This is a genomic window from Rhodococcus sp. FG69 (assembly GCF_057808915.1).
The window spans coordinates 16,481-31,754 of record NZ_JBMDIX010000012.1 but is presented as its reverse complement, the minus strand read 5'-3'; the positions used below and the strand labels follow the sequence as shown (position 1 = coordinate 31,754).

Here is a 15,274-nt window from a genome sequence, read left to right as displayed (position 1 = left end):
GTGAATTGCTCGACAAGTGAAGGAGATGCCATGTGCAGGGCAGTCAAATGTAAGAAGTGTGGAAAGACCACCTGGGCGGGTTGCGGCCAACACGTCGACCAAGTGATGCGGGGCGTTCCGGCATCCGATCGATGCAAAGGACACGCCGCCGATCCGAAATCGCCGGGATTCCTGTCCCGCATGTTCTCCAAGAAATAGTCGCGCTGCGCCCGAGCAGGTGTTTGACTGGAAAGACGCCCGTCATCGTGAGCCGCAGAGCAGCAAGCCCTGGTCAAGCGTTATTCAGACGCTGAGTAGGTACGTTGGTACAACCATCAAGGAGTGATCGTCGTGCACGTCGAAGTGATCTCGACCGAAGACCTCGGAGACCGCAGCTATCTTGTCCACGACGGAACTTCCGCCGTTGTGGTCGATCCACAACGCGACATCGATCGCGTCGAGAAAGTCCTCGCCGAACATGGCGTCACGTGCGCGATGGTCGTCGAGACCCACATACACAACGACTACGTCACCGGCGGATACGACCTCGCGCAACGCAACGGCTGCCCCTACGTCGTCAACGCCGACGACAAGGTCTCGTTCGAGCGACACGCTGTTCGTGACGGTGACGAGCTGGCCGTCGGAAAGATGACCGTCCGAGTGTTGTCCACTCCCGGTCATACCGACACTCACCTGTCGTACGTGATCAGCGAGGGCGATGAGACACCCGCCGTCTTTACCGGAGGGTCGTTGCTCTACGGCTCGGTGGGTCGAACCGACCTGGTCGATGTCGCACGCACCGACGAACTCACTCGCGCCCAGTTCCACTCCGCGCGACGGTTGGCCGCCGAACTTCCCGATGCGACAGAGGTTTTCCCTACCCACGGCTTCGGCAGCTTTTGTTCGTCGGGATCGGCAGCGGGCGGAGACGGCGGAACCATCGGAGAAGAGAAACAACGCAACGACGCGTTGACCACCGACGACGAGGATGCATTCGTCGAAAAGCTGATCGCCAATCTGACGGCCTATCCGGCCTACTACGCACACATGGGTGCGCTGAACCGCCAAGGTCCTACGGCTCCCGACCTCACACCCCCGAGTCCGCTTCACGCCGACGAGCTACGCACTCGCATCGATGCGGGCGAATGGATCGTCGACCTGCGAGACCAGACCGCGTACGCGGCATCCCACGTTCACGGCAGTGTCGGGATAGCACTGGGAACCCAGTTCTCCACCTACGTCGGCTGGTTGATGCCCTGGGGGACACCTCTGTCCTTGATCGGTGACACTGCGGAACAGGTGGCCGACGCACAGCGAATGCTGGTGCGCATCGGAGTCGATGAATTGCAAGGCGCAGCAACAGGTTCCGCTGAGGAGCTCAGTGGCGACACCCCGCTCTCGTCGTACCCGGTGCACACCTTCGCCGAACTGCCGGCCAGCGTCGTCGCCGCTGACGACGCAACCGACGGCGATTCGGTAATTCTCGATGTAAGGCGTGACGATGAGTACGACGCCGGACATATCCCCGGCGCAGCACACGTTCCGATGCATCATTTGCTCGAACGCCTCGACACCCTCCCGGCTGGGCAACTGTGGGTGCACTGCGCCAGCGGATATCGCGCCTCCATAGCGGCCAGTCTTCTCGACCGGGCAGGACGCGACGTGGTGCTCGTGGACGATGACTACTCGAACGCGGTCGACGCTGGGATCACGACGGAAGCCGGCTGACGATGCCAGACGAATCGACGCGCCGTCTCGTCAGATGGCAGCGCTACTGGGACTCGCAGTCGGCTACCTACGACAAGCACATGACGTTCCTCGATCGTGTACTTTTTCGGGACACCAGATCTTGGATCTGTTCGCGTGCCAGTGGCCGGGTCCTCGAAGTCGCTGTCGGGACGGGGCTCAATCTCGATCACTACCCAACCGGCACGGTTCTGACAGGAATCGAACTGAGTCCGGACATGCTCGCGCTCGCACAGATCCGCGCCGCGAACGTCATGCCGGATGCTCGACTCGTTCTCGGCGACGCACACCATCTGCAATTCCCCGACGCATCGTTCGACACCGTTGTCTGTACCTTCTCCCTGTGTGCCATCCCCTCCCCCGACGACGCGCTCGCCGAAATGACACGAGTCTTGCGGCCCGGAGGAACCCTGCTGCTCGCCGACCACGTCGTATCGTCCGTCCGACCCGTTCGATGGCTACAACGACTTGTGGAACTGATCAGCGTCCCAGTCGGCGGCGAGCACTTCCTTCGCCGTCCGTCACTCGTCGTCGACGGTGACGAGAACTTCTCCGTCGAGAAGATCGAACGGTTCACCCTCGGGCTCGTGGAACGTCTGCAGGCCCGAAAGTCCTCCTGATCGCATTGAGCGCTAGGGGAGTTCGAGACGTTCAAACTGGTGCCAGCGAACGAATGAGCCGAGCCATCTGTGCTCGGATGAGTACTCATCCCCCTGCGTTTGCAACAACATTTCTTGTTTACAACGCACAGGAGTGTTGTAAACGAGCAGACGGTGTGTATCTAACGCAGGCACATTCCGCCGGCGACGAAAGCCCAGCGCGTTTGGAACATCGCGCCGGACGTCGGGTGGCCCCTTCGATAGTGAAGTGCACGGGCCGGTCAGGGAGTGTGCGCGAGCCAGCGCTTTCACGCCCCCACTTGCGGTGGGGCGTGTTCGTCGGCCGAGGACATGAACGTACGAAACACCGACGCGAATTGTTCGGGCTCGTCGAGGTGCGGGAAGTGGCCGGCCCCGGAGACGACTTCGATGACGGTTCCGACGGGCATCTGATCTCGAACCGAATGTGCATGGGCGAGAGGGATGATGGCGTCGCCGTCACCCCAGACCAGCAGCGCCCGCACGTCGGCGAACGACGACAGTAGCCTGGCGGCGCTGACAATCTGTCCGCGGTAGTCGATCACCGATCTGGCGGTCGAGAGGAAAGCTCGGCGGGTAGGCGCGTCGGACATCGAGGCGAAGTTCCTCCACGCGCGGCGATCCCCCGGACTCATAGTGAAGACCCGAAGCCCTTTGAGGGCCCCGAGCACACCACCGAGCACACCGCGGACAAGAGGGGACGCGGCGAACGGAATCGCGATACCGCTACCCGGCATCGATGCCGCTCGCAGCACGGGGTTCACTTCCTGTCCCAGACCTCCGCTGGCGATCAAGCAGATACCGTCCACCATTTCGGGGAAGAGGTAGAGCATCTGCATCGACACCCCTCCGCCGTACGAATGCCCGACCATCGTGGCCGAGTCGACTCGGAGATCGACGAGGAGGTCGCGGATGGTCGCAGCGTGCGCGCTCAACGAGTAGTCTCCCGGGGTCTTGTCGGACTCACCGTGTCCTGGCAGATCCACCGCGATGACCCGGAAGTGCGCTGACAAGTCGGCAATCTGAGGATCCCAGTCGTGCAATGTGCCCATCAGCCCGTGCACCAACACCACCGTCGGGCCGCTGCCGTGGTCGACGAACCGGACCCGGTGACTCGCGAGCTCACGTGTGCGCGGCACGGCGCGTGCGCCCGACGTATCTTCACTCAACACTGAATGACATCCTTCTCAGTTCAACTTCCGACGTCGATTCCTTGGCGGCTCCGCCGCCAGTGGCACGAATAAGTGCATCCTGGGACACCCACCCGCGCCACTGCGGTGGAGCCGCTGGATATTCAGCGATCAACACTGACTGCCATTCCCATGTAGATCACCATGAAGACCAGGATCACCCACCCGGCTCCTTGCCAGATCGGCCACGCTCCGCCCCTGCGCCACACCCGGTAGGTCTGTACGAACGCGCCTATTCCACCTGCAAGCAGGAGTGCCGGAGGAACGGTGACGAGAACCGTCCGTTCAGGATCCGCGCATACAACGAATGCTGCGTCATCGCAGGCGCCCGCATTCGTGCCCCACACCGCCCACATGATGCAAGCGACCAGTATCGCCACGGCCGACACGATCACCGCAACGGTGTAAACCGCGGCAGATCGAAAGCCATGGGAGTCGTGCCACCGCTTTTCGACGTCGTTCGTCATGGATTGGCCTCACTGTTGCCTGGATTCGGACTCGTACCCGTCCACGACTGCTGTCACCAAGAACCGACCTGGATGCAGTATTGGAATTCGGGAGCACCACATGCTGGATGCGTCGTGCTCCCCGGCCCACGCCCGGGATCATCTATGCGAGATCGGCGACGGTTCGACGTCACCATTCGTTCCTGTTACCCGCGCAGCCCACTTCGCAAACGACACCCCGCTTGTACAGGCCTTGTGTGGTCGATTCATCGCCTTCCGAACCGATTTCGACTCGGCACGGGAGAACACGTCGGACCCTTCGTACGGTCTCCCCGAAAACGCATGATTGCCGTATGTTTCGAGTGCTGCACACCGGCCGGAGCGTCAAATACCCTGCAAATCGGACGATTCGGCCAAACTACCGCATCCGTGAACGAAGGAACCACCATGACCACCGTGTTCGCCACAGTCGCACTCGTCTTCGGCGTGGTGCGCCTTGCGCTTTTCATCGCCTTGCACGTCGTGAAGAGCGAATACAACATCGTCGAACACGCCGTCAGCGACTACGCCGTCGGTCCCACTCGGACGTTGAGTTCGATCATGACCTGGGTCACTGCGGGCCTCTGGGGTGCACTTGCACTCGCCGTGATCACGGGATTCCCCGACTGGGACGATCGCACAAAGGTCACCATCTTCCTGGTCGTCCTCGCCGCGATCTTCGTCGTGCTTCCGTTTCTGCCCACTGACCTGGAGGGGCAGAAGTCCACCACCGTCGGTCGGCTGCACTACGTGGCCGCGATCGCCTGGTTTGCACTCAGCTACGCGTGCATGAGCAACTTCGTGAACCTGCTGCGCCCGATCACCGACGAACCGCTGGGATCGGTACTGGTCGTCGTTTCGTGGATTGCGCTCATCTCGCTCGTTGCACTCGTTGCAGCCCTCGTCATTCGTCCGCTGCGGCCTTACGCCTTCGGCATCTCCGAGCGAATCTTCATCCTCTCGGTCAACGTCTTCTACATCACGGTTGCAGTCGGGATTCTGACTCGCCAGTCCTGACACTCGATTTGATACAACGTACTAGTACGACGTGCTAGCGTGGGCGAATGGCAGGGAAGGACCGGGGTGGTCGTCGCGAATCCATACTCGCCGCGGCGTCGTCGATCGCGGATACCGACGGTCTCGACGCCGTCACCGTTCGCGCTACTGCCGACAGAGCAGGTGTTGGAGTCGGCACCCTTCGGCACTATTTCCCAACCCAGAAAGAACTGTTCGACGCCATCGTCGCGCGGCGGGTCGACACGGTAATCGACGATTCCGTCGTGCTCGACACCTCAGCGACACTGGATGCTCGCATCTCGAGCATGATCACTCAGTTCCTGCCCGATGATCTTGACGATGTTGCGGCACTTCGCCTTTGGTTCACCTCCTACTCATCCGCACTGGGACCGAACCCGGCCGAGTCCAACCAGCGATTGCTGGCCGCCGCGGCAGCCAGGTCACACGAGCACATGCGTCGATGGTTGCGACATTTCGTGGACGAAAGCCTGCTGGATGCGGACTCGGTCGACGACGCCGCCAACACCGCCATTGCGCTGACGGTGGGTATCGCCATGGAGGCACTCACACCCGGGTCACCCACCACCGTGCCCGAAGGGCGCCGACTGCTTGCCCGGCACTTCGCGGGCGTTCTCGGAAGCAATCGAGCATGACGAGCGACCGACGACATGCGCGCCTACGCAAGACTGCGCTCGCGGCTCCCGGGCTTCGGACTCTCCGACGGCCAGCGACGGACGCCGGTCCGGCATTCGACCTGGCCTACACTCGCACTGGCCCGAGGTCGGCGGTTCCCGTCGTCGTACTGCCAGGTGGGCCCGGTCTGGCATCGGTTCTGCCGTACCGCAGGTTCCGCTCGCGGGCGAAGAAGCTCGGCATAGACACCATCATGATCGAACATCGGGGAATCGGACTCTCTCGCAGCGACATCGACGGGAACGATCTCCCGGCCGCTGCGATCACGATCGAGGCGGTGATCAGCGACATCGCCGCCGTACTCGAGCACGAGGAGATCGACGCCGCAGTGATCTACGGTTCGTCGTATGGGACCTATGTGGCGTGCGGCTTCGGCATCACGCACCCGAATCGGGTGGCGGGCATGGTGCTCGACTCGACGGTGATGTCGGCGCACGATCACCATGTCGTAGGCGCGCACGCGCGGTCACTGCTGTGGGACGGAGACGAACCGGCACTCGAGGACTGCGCTCGAATGCTCCGCGACCTCGTCGACGGCGGCGTCGACCAGGACGAAGCATGCGATGTCGTGCGGAAAGTCTACGAATTCGGCGGGCCAGAACTACTACGCCGACTCCTCACCCTCGCTCGTACCGGCGATGCACGACGCACCTGGACGTTCGTCGCGCAGCTCGGTCGCAGCGAAACCGTCGACGACACTGCCATGCCCTATTGGATGGAGTTCGGTCCGGTCGGCGCGATCGCGTTCACCGAACTCAACTACGCTCCGCCACCGGATGGCCAGCCGTTCGATCCTGCGCCACAATTCATCGACATCGCATCGAAGTGCCCACCTTTCGCCTCCGAACCGTTCGACATTGCCGCGCACATGCCCGACTTCGAGTGGCCTACCTCCATCATCTCCGGCACGCGCGATCTGCGAACGCCGAGGCCCGTGGCCGAATCCGCCGTCAGTCTCCTTCCCGACGCACATCTCGTGGTCATCGACAGCGGTCACAGTGCACTCGACACCCACCAGTTGGTCGCACTACACGTGATCGAGCGAATGACCGACGGTCGGGCTGCCAGCCTGACCACCGCCTCGGATTCGTCGGCAATCCGGTCGCTGGCCGTCCGCGGATCGCCGATGCGTTTCCTGCCCCACCTGATCGCCACCACGCTTGCGTGGGACGCGGCCGTGGGTGCATTGAGTCGACGCCTACGCGCAGTAGGGTTGCGGAACCCGCACCAGAGGAAGAGGGAAGAACAATGAATCCCACAGTGCCGCTTGCGTTCGACCTCGCATGGTCGGCGATAGCGCTGATCTGGCTGGCTCTCTGCGGTATCGCATGGGTGTCGATTCTGCGGACCTCCCACGACCGGCTGGGTGGGAAGTTCTGGTGGTGTGTGCTGGTGCTTGCCGTACCGATCTTCGGGGCGCTCGCCTGGTTCTGGGCGCGACCCAAGAGTGCCGAGCAGTGACGGGCGACGCCGCCACTGATGACGCCATGGCCACTGCACACAAAGCGGCACTCGGCGGCGACGCAGTCACTGCCGAATACAAAATCAACTACATCAAGCCTGCGGTGGGCGAGTACGTCCTCGCGCGGGCCTCGACCCTGTCGACTACACGCACACAGGCGATCTGCCAGAGCCTCGTGTACGCCATCGACGGACGCGACGAGCGACTCGTCGCGGCTGCACAGGGAACTATCATGAAGGTGCACAAAACTTTCGAGTAGTGCAGTTCGACCAGGATTAACCCGTGCGGGAATCGTAGGTTCGGCGTGCCCGTGCAACCTCGTCCATGTTGGCATCCGACCACCGTTTGAGCTGCAGAAACACATCGACCAACGAGAGGCCGAGAGGCGTCAGCTCGTATTCGACCGTCAGCGGAACTGTCGGGGTGACAGTTCGGGTCAGTAGTCCGACTCGTTCGAGGTTCCGCAAGGTCTGAGTGAGCATCTTCTGACTTACCCCCGTGATCTTTCGTGCAAGTGCAGAGTGGCGCATGGGCCCTTCCGTCAACGCGCACAGCACCAACGTGACCCACTTGTCCGCCGGTCGGGCCAGCAGCAGCCGGCTGCTACACGTCGCAAGGAACGAATCGTGCTGAGCCGCGGCCACGAACTCTTCTGCGTCCTCGTGTATCGATGTCACGTGACTTCTCCCCGTCGAGCAGTAGGGCACCCGTAGGTACCTACTTACATTCGGTTCCCTTGTGCGCGATAGTAGTGGCAAATTCTGTAGCTCATTGCCTTCGAAGGGGATCGATGTACGGCACTGCGAGTCAGTCTCCGGGATGTGCTTCACCGCTACGCGCCTGGAGCGCAGCAGTTTCCCTCGCTGTCGCTGTATTCGCGGTGACCACCACCGAGATGCTCCCGATCGGGCTGCTCCCGACCATGGCATCGGAACTAGGCGTCTCCGAGGGAACTGCAGGATTGAGCGTCACGATCTACGGGATCGTTGCCGGACTGCTCGCACCTGCGATGACCTCACGCACTCGCCGCTGCGACCGTCGGGTCCTGCTGCTGGTCATCCTCGGTGTGTTCGTCGTCGGCAATGCAGCAACGGCGATGGTGAACTCCTTTCCTGTATTACTGCTGGTGCGCTTGGCAATTGGAGTCTTCCACGGCCTGCTGAGGTCGATGGTCGCAGCTGTCCGCATTCGGTTGGTGCCGCCCAAGTCGGCAGCCCGGGTGACGGCCGTGGTGCTGTCCGGAATATCACTTGCACTCGTACTCGGCGTTCCTGCAGGAACATTGCTGGGATCCCTCGTCGGATGGCGCGGTGCGTTCGCGGTCCTTGCTGTCTTCACCGCACTGGCGGCCTGCGCTGTCTTCGTGTTGCTGCCGACGCTCGAACCCTCGAACTCCACACCGGTTCGAATGTGGCGTGTCCCCTCTCTAGGGAACGGCATCGGCGGGATTCTGTGCGTGACCGGTCTCGTCGTCGTCGGGAACTACGCCGCCTACACTTTCATTGCGCCATTTCTGGTCGGCGAACTCGGCATTCGATCCGAGTCGGTAGGCATCTATCTTCTCGCATACGGCGTGGCGGGCGTCATCGGAAATGCGGGGGCCAGCGTATTGGTCGGCCGCGTGGGACCCCAGCGCAACGGTCTGCTGATCGGTACCGCGGCGCTCACCTCATCGTTGGTATTGTTGACATTGCCGCTCGGTGCGATCCTTCCGGGTCCGGTAATCGCGATGTGGGGCCTGTCGTACTCCGCATTGCCTGTCCTCTTACAACTGGCCGTATTCGCTGCGGCGCCCCACGCGCGTGAGGCCGCAACTTCGCTGTATGTCTTGGTATTCAACGTGTCCATTGCGGTGGGATCTCTTGTCGGCGCTGTCAGTATCGATGCAGCTTCTGCGGCGGCACCTATCGGCGCGGGGGCAGTGGTGTGCGGTCTGAGCGTCCTGTATCTCGCGGTCCACGGAGCACGGAATCGACGACAAGTACGCAGCACTCCCAAAGACGATGACAGCAGGGACGTCCAGCACTGAAAGAAAAGACGGTGCGCGATTGTCAGTCCGCTGCTACCGTGACGGCATGCATTTGATCTTCGAGTGACGGACAGTTCCGGTCATCCGTGAACCTCGGACCCCTGCGGTCGGCCGTCAACTCGCGCGCCCTCATCCAACTTCGATTGCCTTGGGTGACGCGCGCTCTTCGGGAGAAAAATGCCTGACTCGACGCTTGTTCCTGCGCGCTCGTCCGCGCAACTAATCGCCTCCGACATCACCGTCACCTATAACGACACCCCCGTACTCAGTGGTGTCGACCTCACTGTCACGCCGACGTCACGCTTGTGCATCGTGGGCGAGAACGGCCGTGGCAAATCCACCCTTCTCCACGTGCTTGCGGGGACGCTCGTTCCGGATTCCGGCAGCGTCTCACGCGTCGGCACCCTCGGTCTCGCCGAGCAGGAACTGCGCACCACCGACGATCGAACCGTGGGCCAGGTCATCGACGATACGATCGCCGAATCCCTTTCCGCACTGAAAGAATTCGAATCAGCGACGATCAGGCTAGCATCAGGACAGCCGGGTTCCGACGAGCGCTATTCTTCAGCGCTCGAACACGTCGAGACCCTCGGAGCGTGGGATGCAGACCGTCGAGTGGACATCGCACTCGACGGTCTGGGAGCCGAATCCGATCGGTCGCGTCTCCTGACCGAACTATCGGTAGGACAGCGCTATCGTGTTCGTCTGGCGTGCTTGCTCGGTGCACAGGACGACTTCTTGCTGCTCGACGAGCCGACCAATCACCTCGACCGGGTAGGTTTGGACTATCTGACCGAACGACTGTCGACAAGAGCGGGCGGAGTCGTCGTCGTCAGTCACGATCGTGCGCTGATATCCGATGTTGCACAACACATAGTGGATCTCGATCCGACGCCCGACGGTCGCCCCCGTACCTATGGAGACGGCTACGCGAGCTATCGGTCGGGACGAGAGTCCGAAACGAATCGGTGGGAGCAGGAATACGAACAGCAGCGAGCGGAGACGACGAAGCTGCGCGAGGATCTCAGCAGCGCGCAGAATCGCCTTGTCAGTGGATGGCGGCCCGGGAAAGGTACAGGAAAGCACCAACGCGCGACCCGAGCCGGCAGTCTCGTTCAGAACGTGCGTCGTCGCCAATCGGCGTTGCAGTCTCAGTTGTTGCCTATCCCCGCACCCCCACAACGATTTCGGTTCCCTGAGCTGCGGGCTCGGAGCGGGGTGTCGCTGCTCGATGCCGAGGAGGTCACCGTCGACGGGCGGTTGAACATGCCAGTCTCACTGGCTCTGTCCGCTCGTTCCAAGTTCGTGGTGACCGGACCCAATGGATCCGGAAAGTCCACTCTGCTAGCCGTATTGGCAGGAGAGTTGCACCCGACGACGGGACGACGTCATGCACCCCACGGGACGCGGATAGTTCTGCTCCGCCAGGAATCATCTCTTCCCGCAGATCGCCGAGCAGGCGAGTACTTTCGCTCGCATGCAGACATCTCAGCGTCCTTGTCCTCGCTGGGGATTCTGCACTCGCGGGAGGTCGATCAGCGGATCGGTGAGCTGTCCATGGGACAGCAGCGCAGAGTGGACCTCGCAGTCGCGCTGGCTCACCGGCCGCATGTGCTGCTGCTGGACGAGCCGACGAATCATCTGTCCATCAGGTTGGTCGATGAGTTGACTCGAGCGCTCGACGCAACAGAAGCCGCGGTGGTGGTGTCAACCCACGACCGGCAGATGCTCCGCGACACGGACTCCTGGAACACCCTCGATCTGGCAGGTGGACGATGCCGCTGAGGAAAGCAGCCTACGCATCTGGCACAGCCGCTGCAGTCTCGAATGTTGTGACACAGAACGGATGCCCGGCCGGGTCGAGGAATACCCGAAACCTGTCACCACCCGGTTGATGCGATGCACGTTCTGCACCGAGGCCGAGCAATTTTCGCTCGGCCTCGGCTAGGTCGTCGACGCCGAAGTCCAGGTGCACGCGCCGCGGTCCGTCGAGACTCGGCCATGGACGTGGCTCCGGGTTCTCCACGCGCTGGAAGTCGATGCGTACGTCGTGGGGGCTGGTGAGCACGACGAAATCCGGATTGGACGACCGGATCTGTCCACCGATGAAACCCTGGTAGAACGTGGCCAGTTGCACCGGGTCCGTGCAGTCGACGGTAACGGCGAACAGTTTCGCGAATGCGGTCATTCGCTAGTTCCTATCAGCTCGGTCGAGTTCGATTCGGAGGACGGCCAGTTCGGTGCCCTCCGGCGTGCGCGGTGGGCATTGTGCATCAGTGCCAGTAATTCCGATCGCTCGATCTGCAGTCGGGCGCCTCCGACGACATCGGTGATCTGGACGGTATTCGCCTCGTCCTCGTTCGGCCCGACCACACCGATGAGGTGATCCCGGCGTGCGCGCGCGTCACGGATTCGCGAGCCGAGTGAACCTCCATGGTCGATTCTCACCCGAAGTCCCAACCCGATCGCATCGTCGGCGAAGCTGCGCACCGACGCGTCCTGTTCGGTGCCGAGGGGAAGCAGCGCGATCTGAGTCGGAGCCAACCAGAACGGTAAACGGCCTCGATAGTGCTCGAGCAGATGCGCAGTCACACGTTCCATGGATCCAACGGTTCCCCGATGAATCATCACGGGCCGATGAAAATGCCCGTCCTCGCCCTTGTATTTCAGGTCGAAACGTTCGGGTTGAGTGAAGTCGAGTTGCACGGTGGCAATGGTTTCTTCGTTTCCGCGCCCAGTGCGCGATTGGATGTCCAGCTTCGGTCCGTAGAACGCTGCCTCCCCCGCTACTTCGACAACACCGATCCCGTGCTCCTCGGCGACCGGAGTACCGGCAGCCCGCAGGTCACCCTCGCCTTCGGACCACTGAGTAGCACTCCCCAGCCACGAGCCGGAGTCGTCACGCTTCGACAGTCGTACGTAGTCCACGGGCAGACCCAGAGTCTGTTGCGCGCGGAGAGCGGACCGTAGCGCTCGCTGTACTTCGCCCAAAACCTGGTCCGGCCTGCAGAACACATGCGTATCGTCGAGGTTGATCTGGCGAACCCGATTCAGTCCGGAGACGACACCGGAACGTTCGGCACGAAACATCGAGGCAAGTTCGTTCAGTCTGATCGGTAGGTCGCGGTAGGAACGATTGTCAGCAGCGAAAATCAACGCATGATGCGGGCAATTCGCAGGTCGCAGCATCAGGTCATCATCACCCAATTGCATTGCGGGAAACATGTCTTCGCTGAACTTGCTCAGATGCCCGGAACGCGCGTAGAGGCCCCGCTTTCCGAGAACCGGCGAGTAGACGCTGACACAGCCATCGGCATGAGCAAGTTCCCGCGCCAGGCATTCGAGCTCGTGGCGAATGGCCGCGCCCGATGGCAGCCACATCGGCACCCCCGAGCCAACCTGAGGGTCTGTGGCGAAGATCGACATACTTCGATTGAGATCGCGGTGGTCGTAGTCCATAGAGTGCTCCTGAATCGATGAATCCCGACACAGACCCCAGGAATGCAAAAAGCCCCGGAGCTGTTCCGGGGCTTGGGTTGGACCGACTCAGTCAGTCCGTCGCAATGACACCGGCATCTCCCGGCGTCGTCGTGGATGAACTGAATTCGATCATGCAAGGCAAAGTACAGGACGAGTCAGATATGCGCCACCCTGTATCGCACGGCTCCGACATTGCTGGATCGAATGCGGTGGACATCACCGAGCGGCGTTTGCTACGTTCGCAACTGTGTCCAGCCCCAAGGCGTCCAGACTCTAGCCACCGGAAGTAGTCCGGTGGCCACATCTCGTTGCGCTCGAGTACCGCGTTGAACCGCGGCCGTTCTCTTCGCGTGCGCAATCGGTGGCACACCTCTATCTTCTGAACTTCGAGTCGAAAAGTCGGCTGCGCACACTCATACTGTGACGCACGTCGTGTCCTCTGCTCTCGCGGGTCACGTACCCGCACAGCCTCTCGCGATCTCGGATTGAGAGTTTCACGATGCCATTCGCAATCTACGTCCTCGGTCTTGCTGTATTCGCCCAAGGCACATCGGAATTCATGCTGTCCGGCCTTATCCCCGACATGGCCCACGACCTACAAGTATCAGTGTCCGCAGCGGGACTGCTGACCTCCGCTTTCGCAGTCGGGATGATCGTCGGAGCACCGTTGATGGCTGTCGCAAGCATTCGATGGCAGCGCCGTCGAGCACTTCTGACGTTCCTGATCACATTCATGGTGGTGCACGTAATCGGCGCACTCACAGTCAGTTTCGAGGTGCTGATGGTCACCCGCATCATCGGCGCGCTGGCCAACGCCGGGTTCCTGGCGGTGGCCTTGAGCGTGGCGATGTCGATGGTCCCCGCCGACATGAAGGGACGGGCGACATCAGTGCTCCTCGGGGGCGTGACCATTGCCTGCGTAGTCGGGGTGCCAGGCGGCGCCATTCTCGGAGACTTGTGGGGCTGGCGCGCCTCGTTCTGGGCGATCGTGGTGATTTCCGCACCCGCAGTCGTAGCGATCTTGTGTGCGACACCGTCGGATCCACCGACACGATCCATCCCGAATGCCAGAGCAGAATGCGCATCGTTGCGCCGCCCGAAGCTCGTCCTCATGCTGGTACTCGGCGCGCTGGTCAACGGTGCGACCTTCTGCTCGTTCACCTATCTGGCGCCGATGCTGACGGACGTCTCGGGGTTCGACTCACATTGGTTGCCTGTGCTTCTCGGGCTGTTCGGGCTCGGATCATTCATAGGAGTCAGCGTTGCGGGCAGGCTCGCCGACGCACGGCCACTGTCGCTACTGAGCGTCGGGGCAGTGGTGCTGCTCGCGGGCTGGATCGTATTCGCCTGGGCTGCTTCCCATCCAGCTGTGACGCTGGCCTTGCTGTTCACCCAGGGTGCGCTCTCCTTCGCGGTCGGTTCGACGCTGATCTCACAGGTGCTCTACGCCGCCGACGACGCCCCGACGCTCGGTGGCTCGTTCGCGACCGTCGCATTCAACGTCGGTGCCGCACTGGGTCCGGCGCTCGGAGCGCTCACAATCGGATTGGGCCTGGGCTACCGGGCGCCACTGTGGTCGAGCGCGGCGTTGGTGGCGATCGCACTCGCGGTCGGTGCGGCGGGATGGACGCGACACCGCACTCTCGTTCGGGCCAGACTAGGTGACGAGCGAGCAAACCTACCGCCGTCGTCGACATTCAGGCGCGCGAGGTAGCGTCGTTTCTGCACCGGACCGCAGATCAGGGGAAGACAATCGACATCCACTCGGCCAACGGCAACCACCTCGCATTCTGGCAGCATGTCTCGCGGATCTGCGACGGCGCAGTGCACGATCTATCCGGCGGAACTGTTGTCGCGACGGGCATCCCGGCCACCGGCTTCAATCAACTCCACCTCGAGGCCGACGAAGATTCAGTGCTCTCCGCGGCCGAGGCGATTTTCGACCGGCGCGGCGTCGACTGGCGGATCATCAGCCACGTGAATAGTGCAGCAGCACAGCAATATTCGGAACACCGAGGAATCGAGCGCCAACCCCTGTATCCGATCATGGCCATCCCGGCGGCCACGGCTGTGCCGCCTCCTTCCGCGGCGCTGACATTCACTACTGCCGGCGACGTGGCCGATCTCCGTGCGTTCGTCGATTGCGCGGCTGCGGGATACCGGATGGACCCGGCGGTACTGAAGCCGATCGCACACAAACGCGCTCTCTCCGACGACTCGATCCGGTTCAATTTGGGGTGGATCGACGGCCGTTGTGTAGCAGTGAGCGTCGGAGTGAAGAACGAGAGCACGATCGGCATCTACTTCGTCGCCGTTCGACGCGGCCATCGTCGATCCGGTTACGGTGCAGCTGTCACCTGGATGGCGATGAAGGACGGCTTCGACCGTGGTGCTGACGCCGCGGTGCTCCAGGCGACCACCCCGGGCTATCCGATGTACGCCGGCATGGGGTTCACCACGATCGCCGACTACCGCTTGTGGGACATTCCTGCCTGCTGACGTCTCGCCGCCGCCTGCGAGTCGGACTGAGACGCAACCCCGCCCGACCACTGGCG

Annotated in this window: 17 protein-coding genes; 12 read left to right on the top strand and 5 right to left on the bottom strand. The window is 62.1% G+C overall.

Annotated elements, in window-relative coordinates; translation table 11 throughout:
* Positions 1 to 30: 30 nt before the first annotated feature.
* From ACODSO_RS11515 to ACODSO_RS11505, 3 genes are all read left to right on the top strand, one after another.
* Entirely contained in the window at positions 31 to 198 is a 168-nt protein-coding gene (locus ACODSO_RS11515) for a hypothetical protein (protein WP_489037095.1), read from the top strand.
* Positions 199 to 330: 132 nt separating this feature from the next.
* Entirely contained in the window at positions 331 to 1,707 is a 1,377-nt protein-coding gene (locus tag ACODSO_RS11510) for an MBL fold metallo-hydrolase (RefSeq protein ID WP_489037094.1), read from the top strand.
* A 2-nt stretch (positions 1,708 to 1,709) separates the two neighbouring features.
* Positions 1,710 to 2,345 (top strand): class I SAM-dependent methyltransferase, encoded by a 636-nt coding sequence (locus tag ACODSO_RS11505; RefSeq protein WP_489037093.1) that lies wholly within the window; start codon positions 1,710 to 1,712, stop codon positions 2,343 to 2,345.
* Positions 2,346 to 2,632: 287 nt separating this feature from the next.
* Here the strand turns inward: ACODSO_RS11505 and ACODSO_RS11500 are convergent, their stop codons facing one another.
* Both ACODSO_RS11500 and ACODSO_RS11495 read right to left on the bottom strand, forming a co-directional pair.
* On the bottom strand, positions 2,633 to 3,535 hold the full coding sequence (locus ACODSO_RS11500; protein ID WP_489037092.1) for an alpha/beta fold hydrolase: 903 nt from the start codon (positions 3,533 to 3,535) through the stop codon (positions 2,633 to 2,635).
* A gap of 122 nt (positions 3,536 to 3,657) precedes the next feature.
* Positions 3,658 to 4,020 carry a hypothetical protein gene (locus ACODSO_RS11495; protein ID WP_489037091.1) on the bottom strand — a complete coding sequence of 121 codons (363 nt, stop codon included), beginning with the start codon at positions 4,018 to 4,020 and terminating at the stop codon, positions 3,658 to 3,660.
* 426 nt (positions 4,021 to 4,446) lie between these two features.
* Here ACODSO_RS11495 and ACODSO_RS11490 point away from each other — a divergent pair, with 426 nt between their 5' ends.
* Genes ACODSO_RS11490 through ACODSO_RS11470 form a run of 5 tightly spaced genes read left to right on the top strand, consistent with a single transcriptional unit; the run spans position 4,447 to position 7,469 of the window.
* Positions 4,447 to 5,055: a DUF998 domain-containing protein gene (locus ACODSO_RS11490; RefSeq protein ID WP_489037090.1), complete on the top strand. Its 609-nt coding sequence runs from the start codon at positions 4,447 to 4,449 to the stop codon at positions 5,053 to 5,055.
* A gap of 47 nt (positions 5,056 to 5,102) precedes the next feature.
* Entirely contained in the window at positions 5,103 to 5,708 is a 606-nt protein-coding gene (locus tag ACODSO_RS11485; RefSeq protein ID WP_489037089.1) for a TetR/AcrR family transcriptional regulator, read from the top strand.
* Complete coding sequence (locus tag ACODSO_RS11480; protein ID WP_489037088.1) at positions 5,705 to 7,000, top strand: alpha/beta hydrolase; 1,296 nt, start codon at positions 5,705 to 5,707, stop codon at positions 6,998 to 7,000. Before ACODSO_RS11485 ends, ACODSO_RS11480 begins: the two co-directional genes overlap by 4 nt.
* A complete protein-coding gene (locus ACODSO_RS11475) occupies positions 6,997 to 7,209 on the top strand; it encodes a PLDc N-terminal domain-containing protein (RefSeq protein WP_489037087.1) in 213 nt (70 codons plus the stop codon). The genes ACODSO_RS11480 and ACODSO_RS11475 overlap by 4 nt, the downstream gene beginning before the upstream one ends.
* 26 nt (positions 7,210 to 7,235) lie before the next feature.
* Entirely contained in the window at positions 7,236 to 7,469 is a 234-nt protein-coding gene (locus tag ACODSO_RS11470; protein ID WP_489037086.1) for a PaaI family thioesterase, read from the top strand.
* Between the two features lie 16 nt (positions 7,470 to 7,485).
* Here ACODSO_RS11470 and ACODSO_RS11465 read toward each other — a convergent pair whose 3' ends face one another.
* On the bottom strand, positions 7,486 to 7,887 hold the full coding sequence (locus ACODSO_RS11465; protein ID WP_489037085.1) for a winged helix-turn-helix transcriptional regulator: 402 nt from the start codon (positions 7,885 to 7,887) through the stop codon (positions 7,486 to 7,488).
* Between ACODSO_RS11465 and ACODSO_RS11460 the strand changes: the two genes are divergently transcribed.
* Positions 7,881 to 9,239 (top strand): MFS transporter, encoded by a 1,359-nt coding sequence (locus ACODSO_RS11460; RefSeq protein WP_489037084.1) that lies wholly within the window; start codon positions 7,881 to 7,883, stop codon positions 9,237 to 9,239. The two genes, ACODSO_RS11465 and ACODSO_RS11460, sit on opposite strands and share 7 nt — an antisense overlap.
* Before the next feature lie 177 nt (positions 9,240 to 9,416).
* Positions 9,417 to 11,024 carry an ABC-F family ATP-binding cassette domain-containing protein gene (locus ACODSO_RS11455; protein ID WP_489037083.1) on the top strand — a complete coding sequence of 536 codons (1,608 nt, stop codon included), beginning with the start codon at positions 9,417 to 9,419 and terminating at the stop codon, positions 11,022 to 11,024.
* 10 nt (positions 11,025 to 11,034) lie between these two features.
* On the opposite strand, the gene ACODSO_RS11450 is transcribed toward ACODSO_RS11455, so the two are convergent.
* Positions 11,035 to 11,427 (bottom strand): VOC family protein, encoded by a 393-nt coding sequence (locus tag ACODSO_RS11450; RefSeq protein ID WP_489037082.1) that lies wholly within the window; start codon positions 11,425 to 11,427, stop codon positions 11,035 to 11,037.
* Positions 11,424 to 12,698: an aminoacyl--tRNA ligase-related protein gene (locus ACODSO_RS11445; protein WP_489037081.1), complete on the bottom strand. Its 1,275-nt coding sequence runs from the start codon at positions 12,696 to 12,698 to the stop codon at positions 11,424 to 11,426. Before ACODSO_RS11445 ends, ACODSO_RS11450 begins: the two co-directional genes overlap by 4 nt.
* A gap of 520 nt (positions 12,699 to 13,218) precedes the next feature.
* Between ACODSO_RS11445 and ACODSO_RS11440 the strand changes: the two genes are divergently transcribed.
* Entirely contained in the window at positions 13,219 to 14,433 is a 1,215-nt protein-coding gene (locus tag ACODSO_RS11440; RefSeq protein ID WP_489037080.1) for a Cmx/CmrA family chloramphenicol efflux MFS transporter, read from the top strand.
* 110 nt (positions 14,434 to 14,543) lie between these two features.
* Positions 14,544 to 15,218, top strand: coding sequence for a GNAT family N-acetyltransferase (locus ACODSO_RS11435; RefSeq protein ID WP_489037079.1), 675 nt, complete (start codon positions 14,544 to 14,546; stop codon positions 15,216 to 15,218).
* Positions 15,219 to 15,274: the final 56 nt, after the last annotated feature.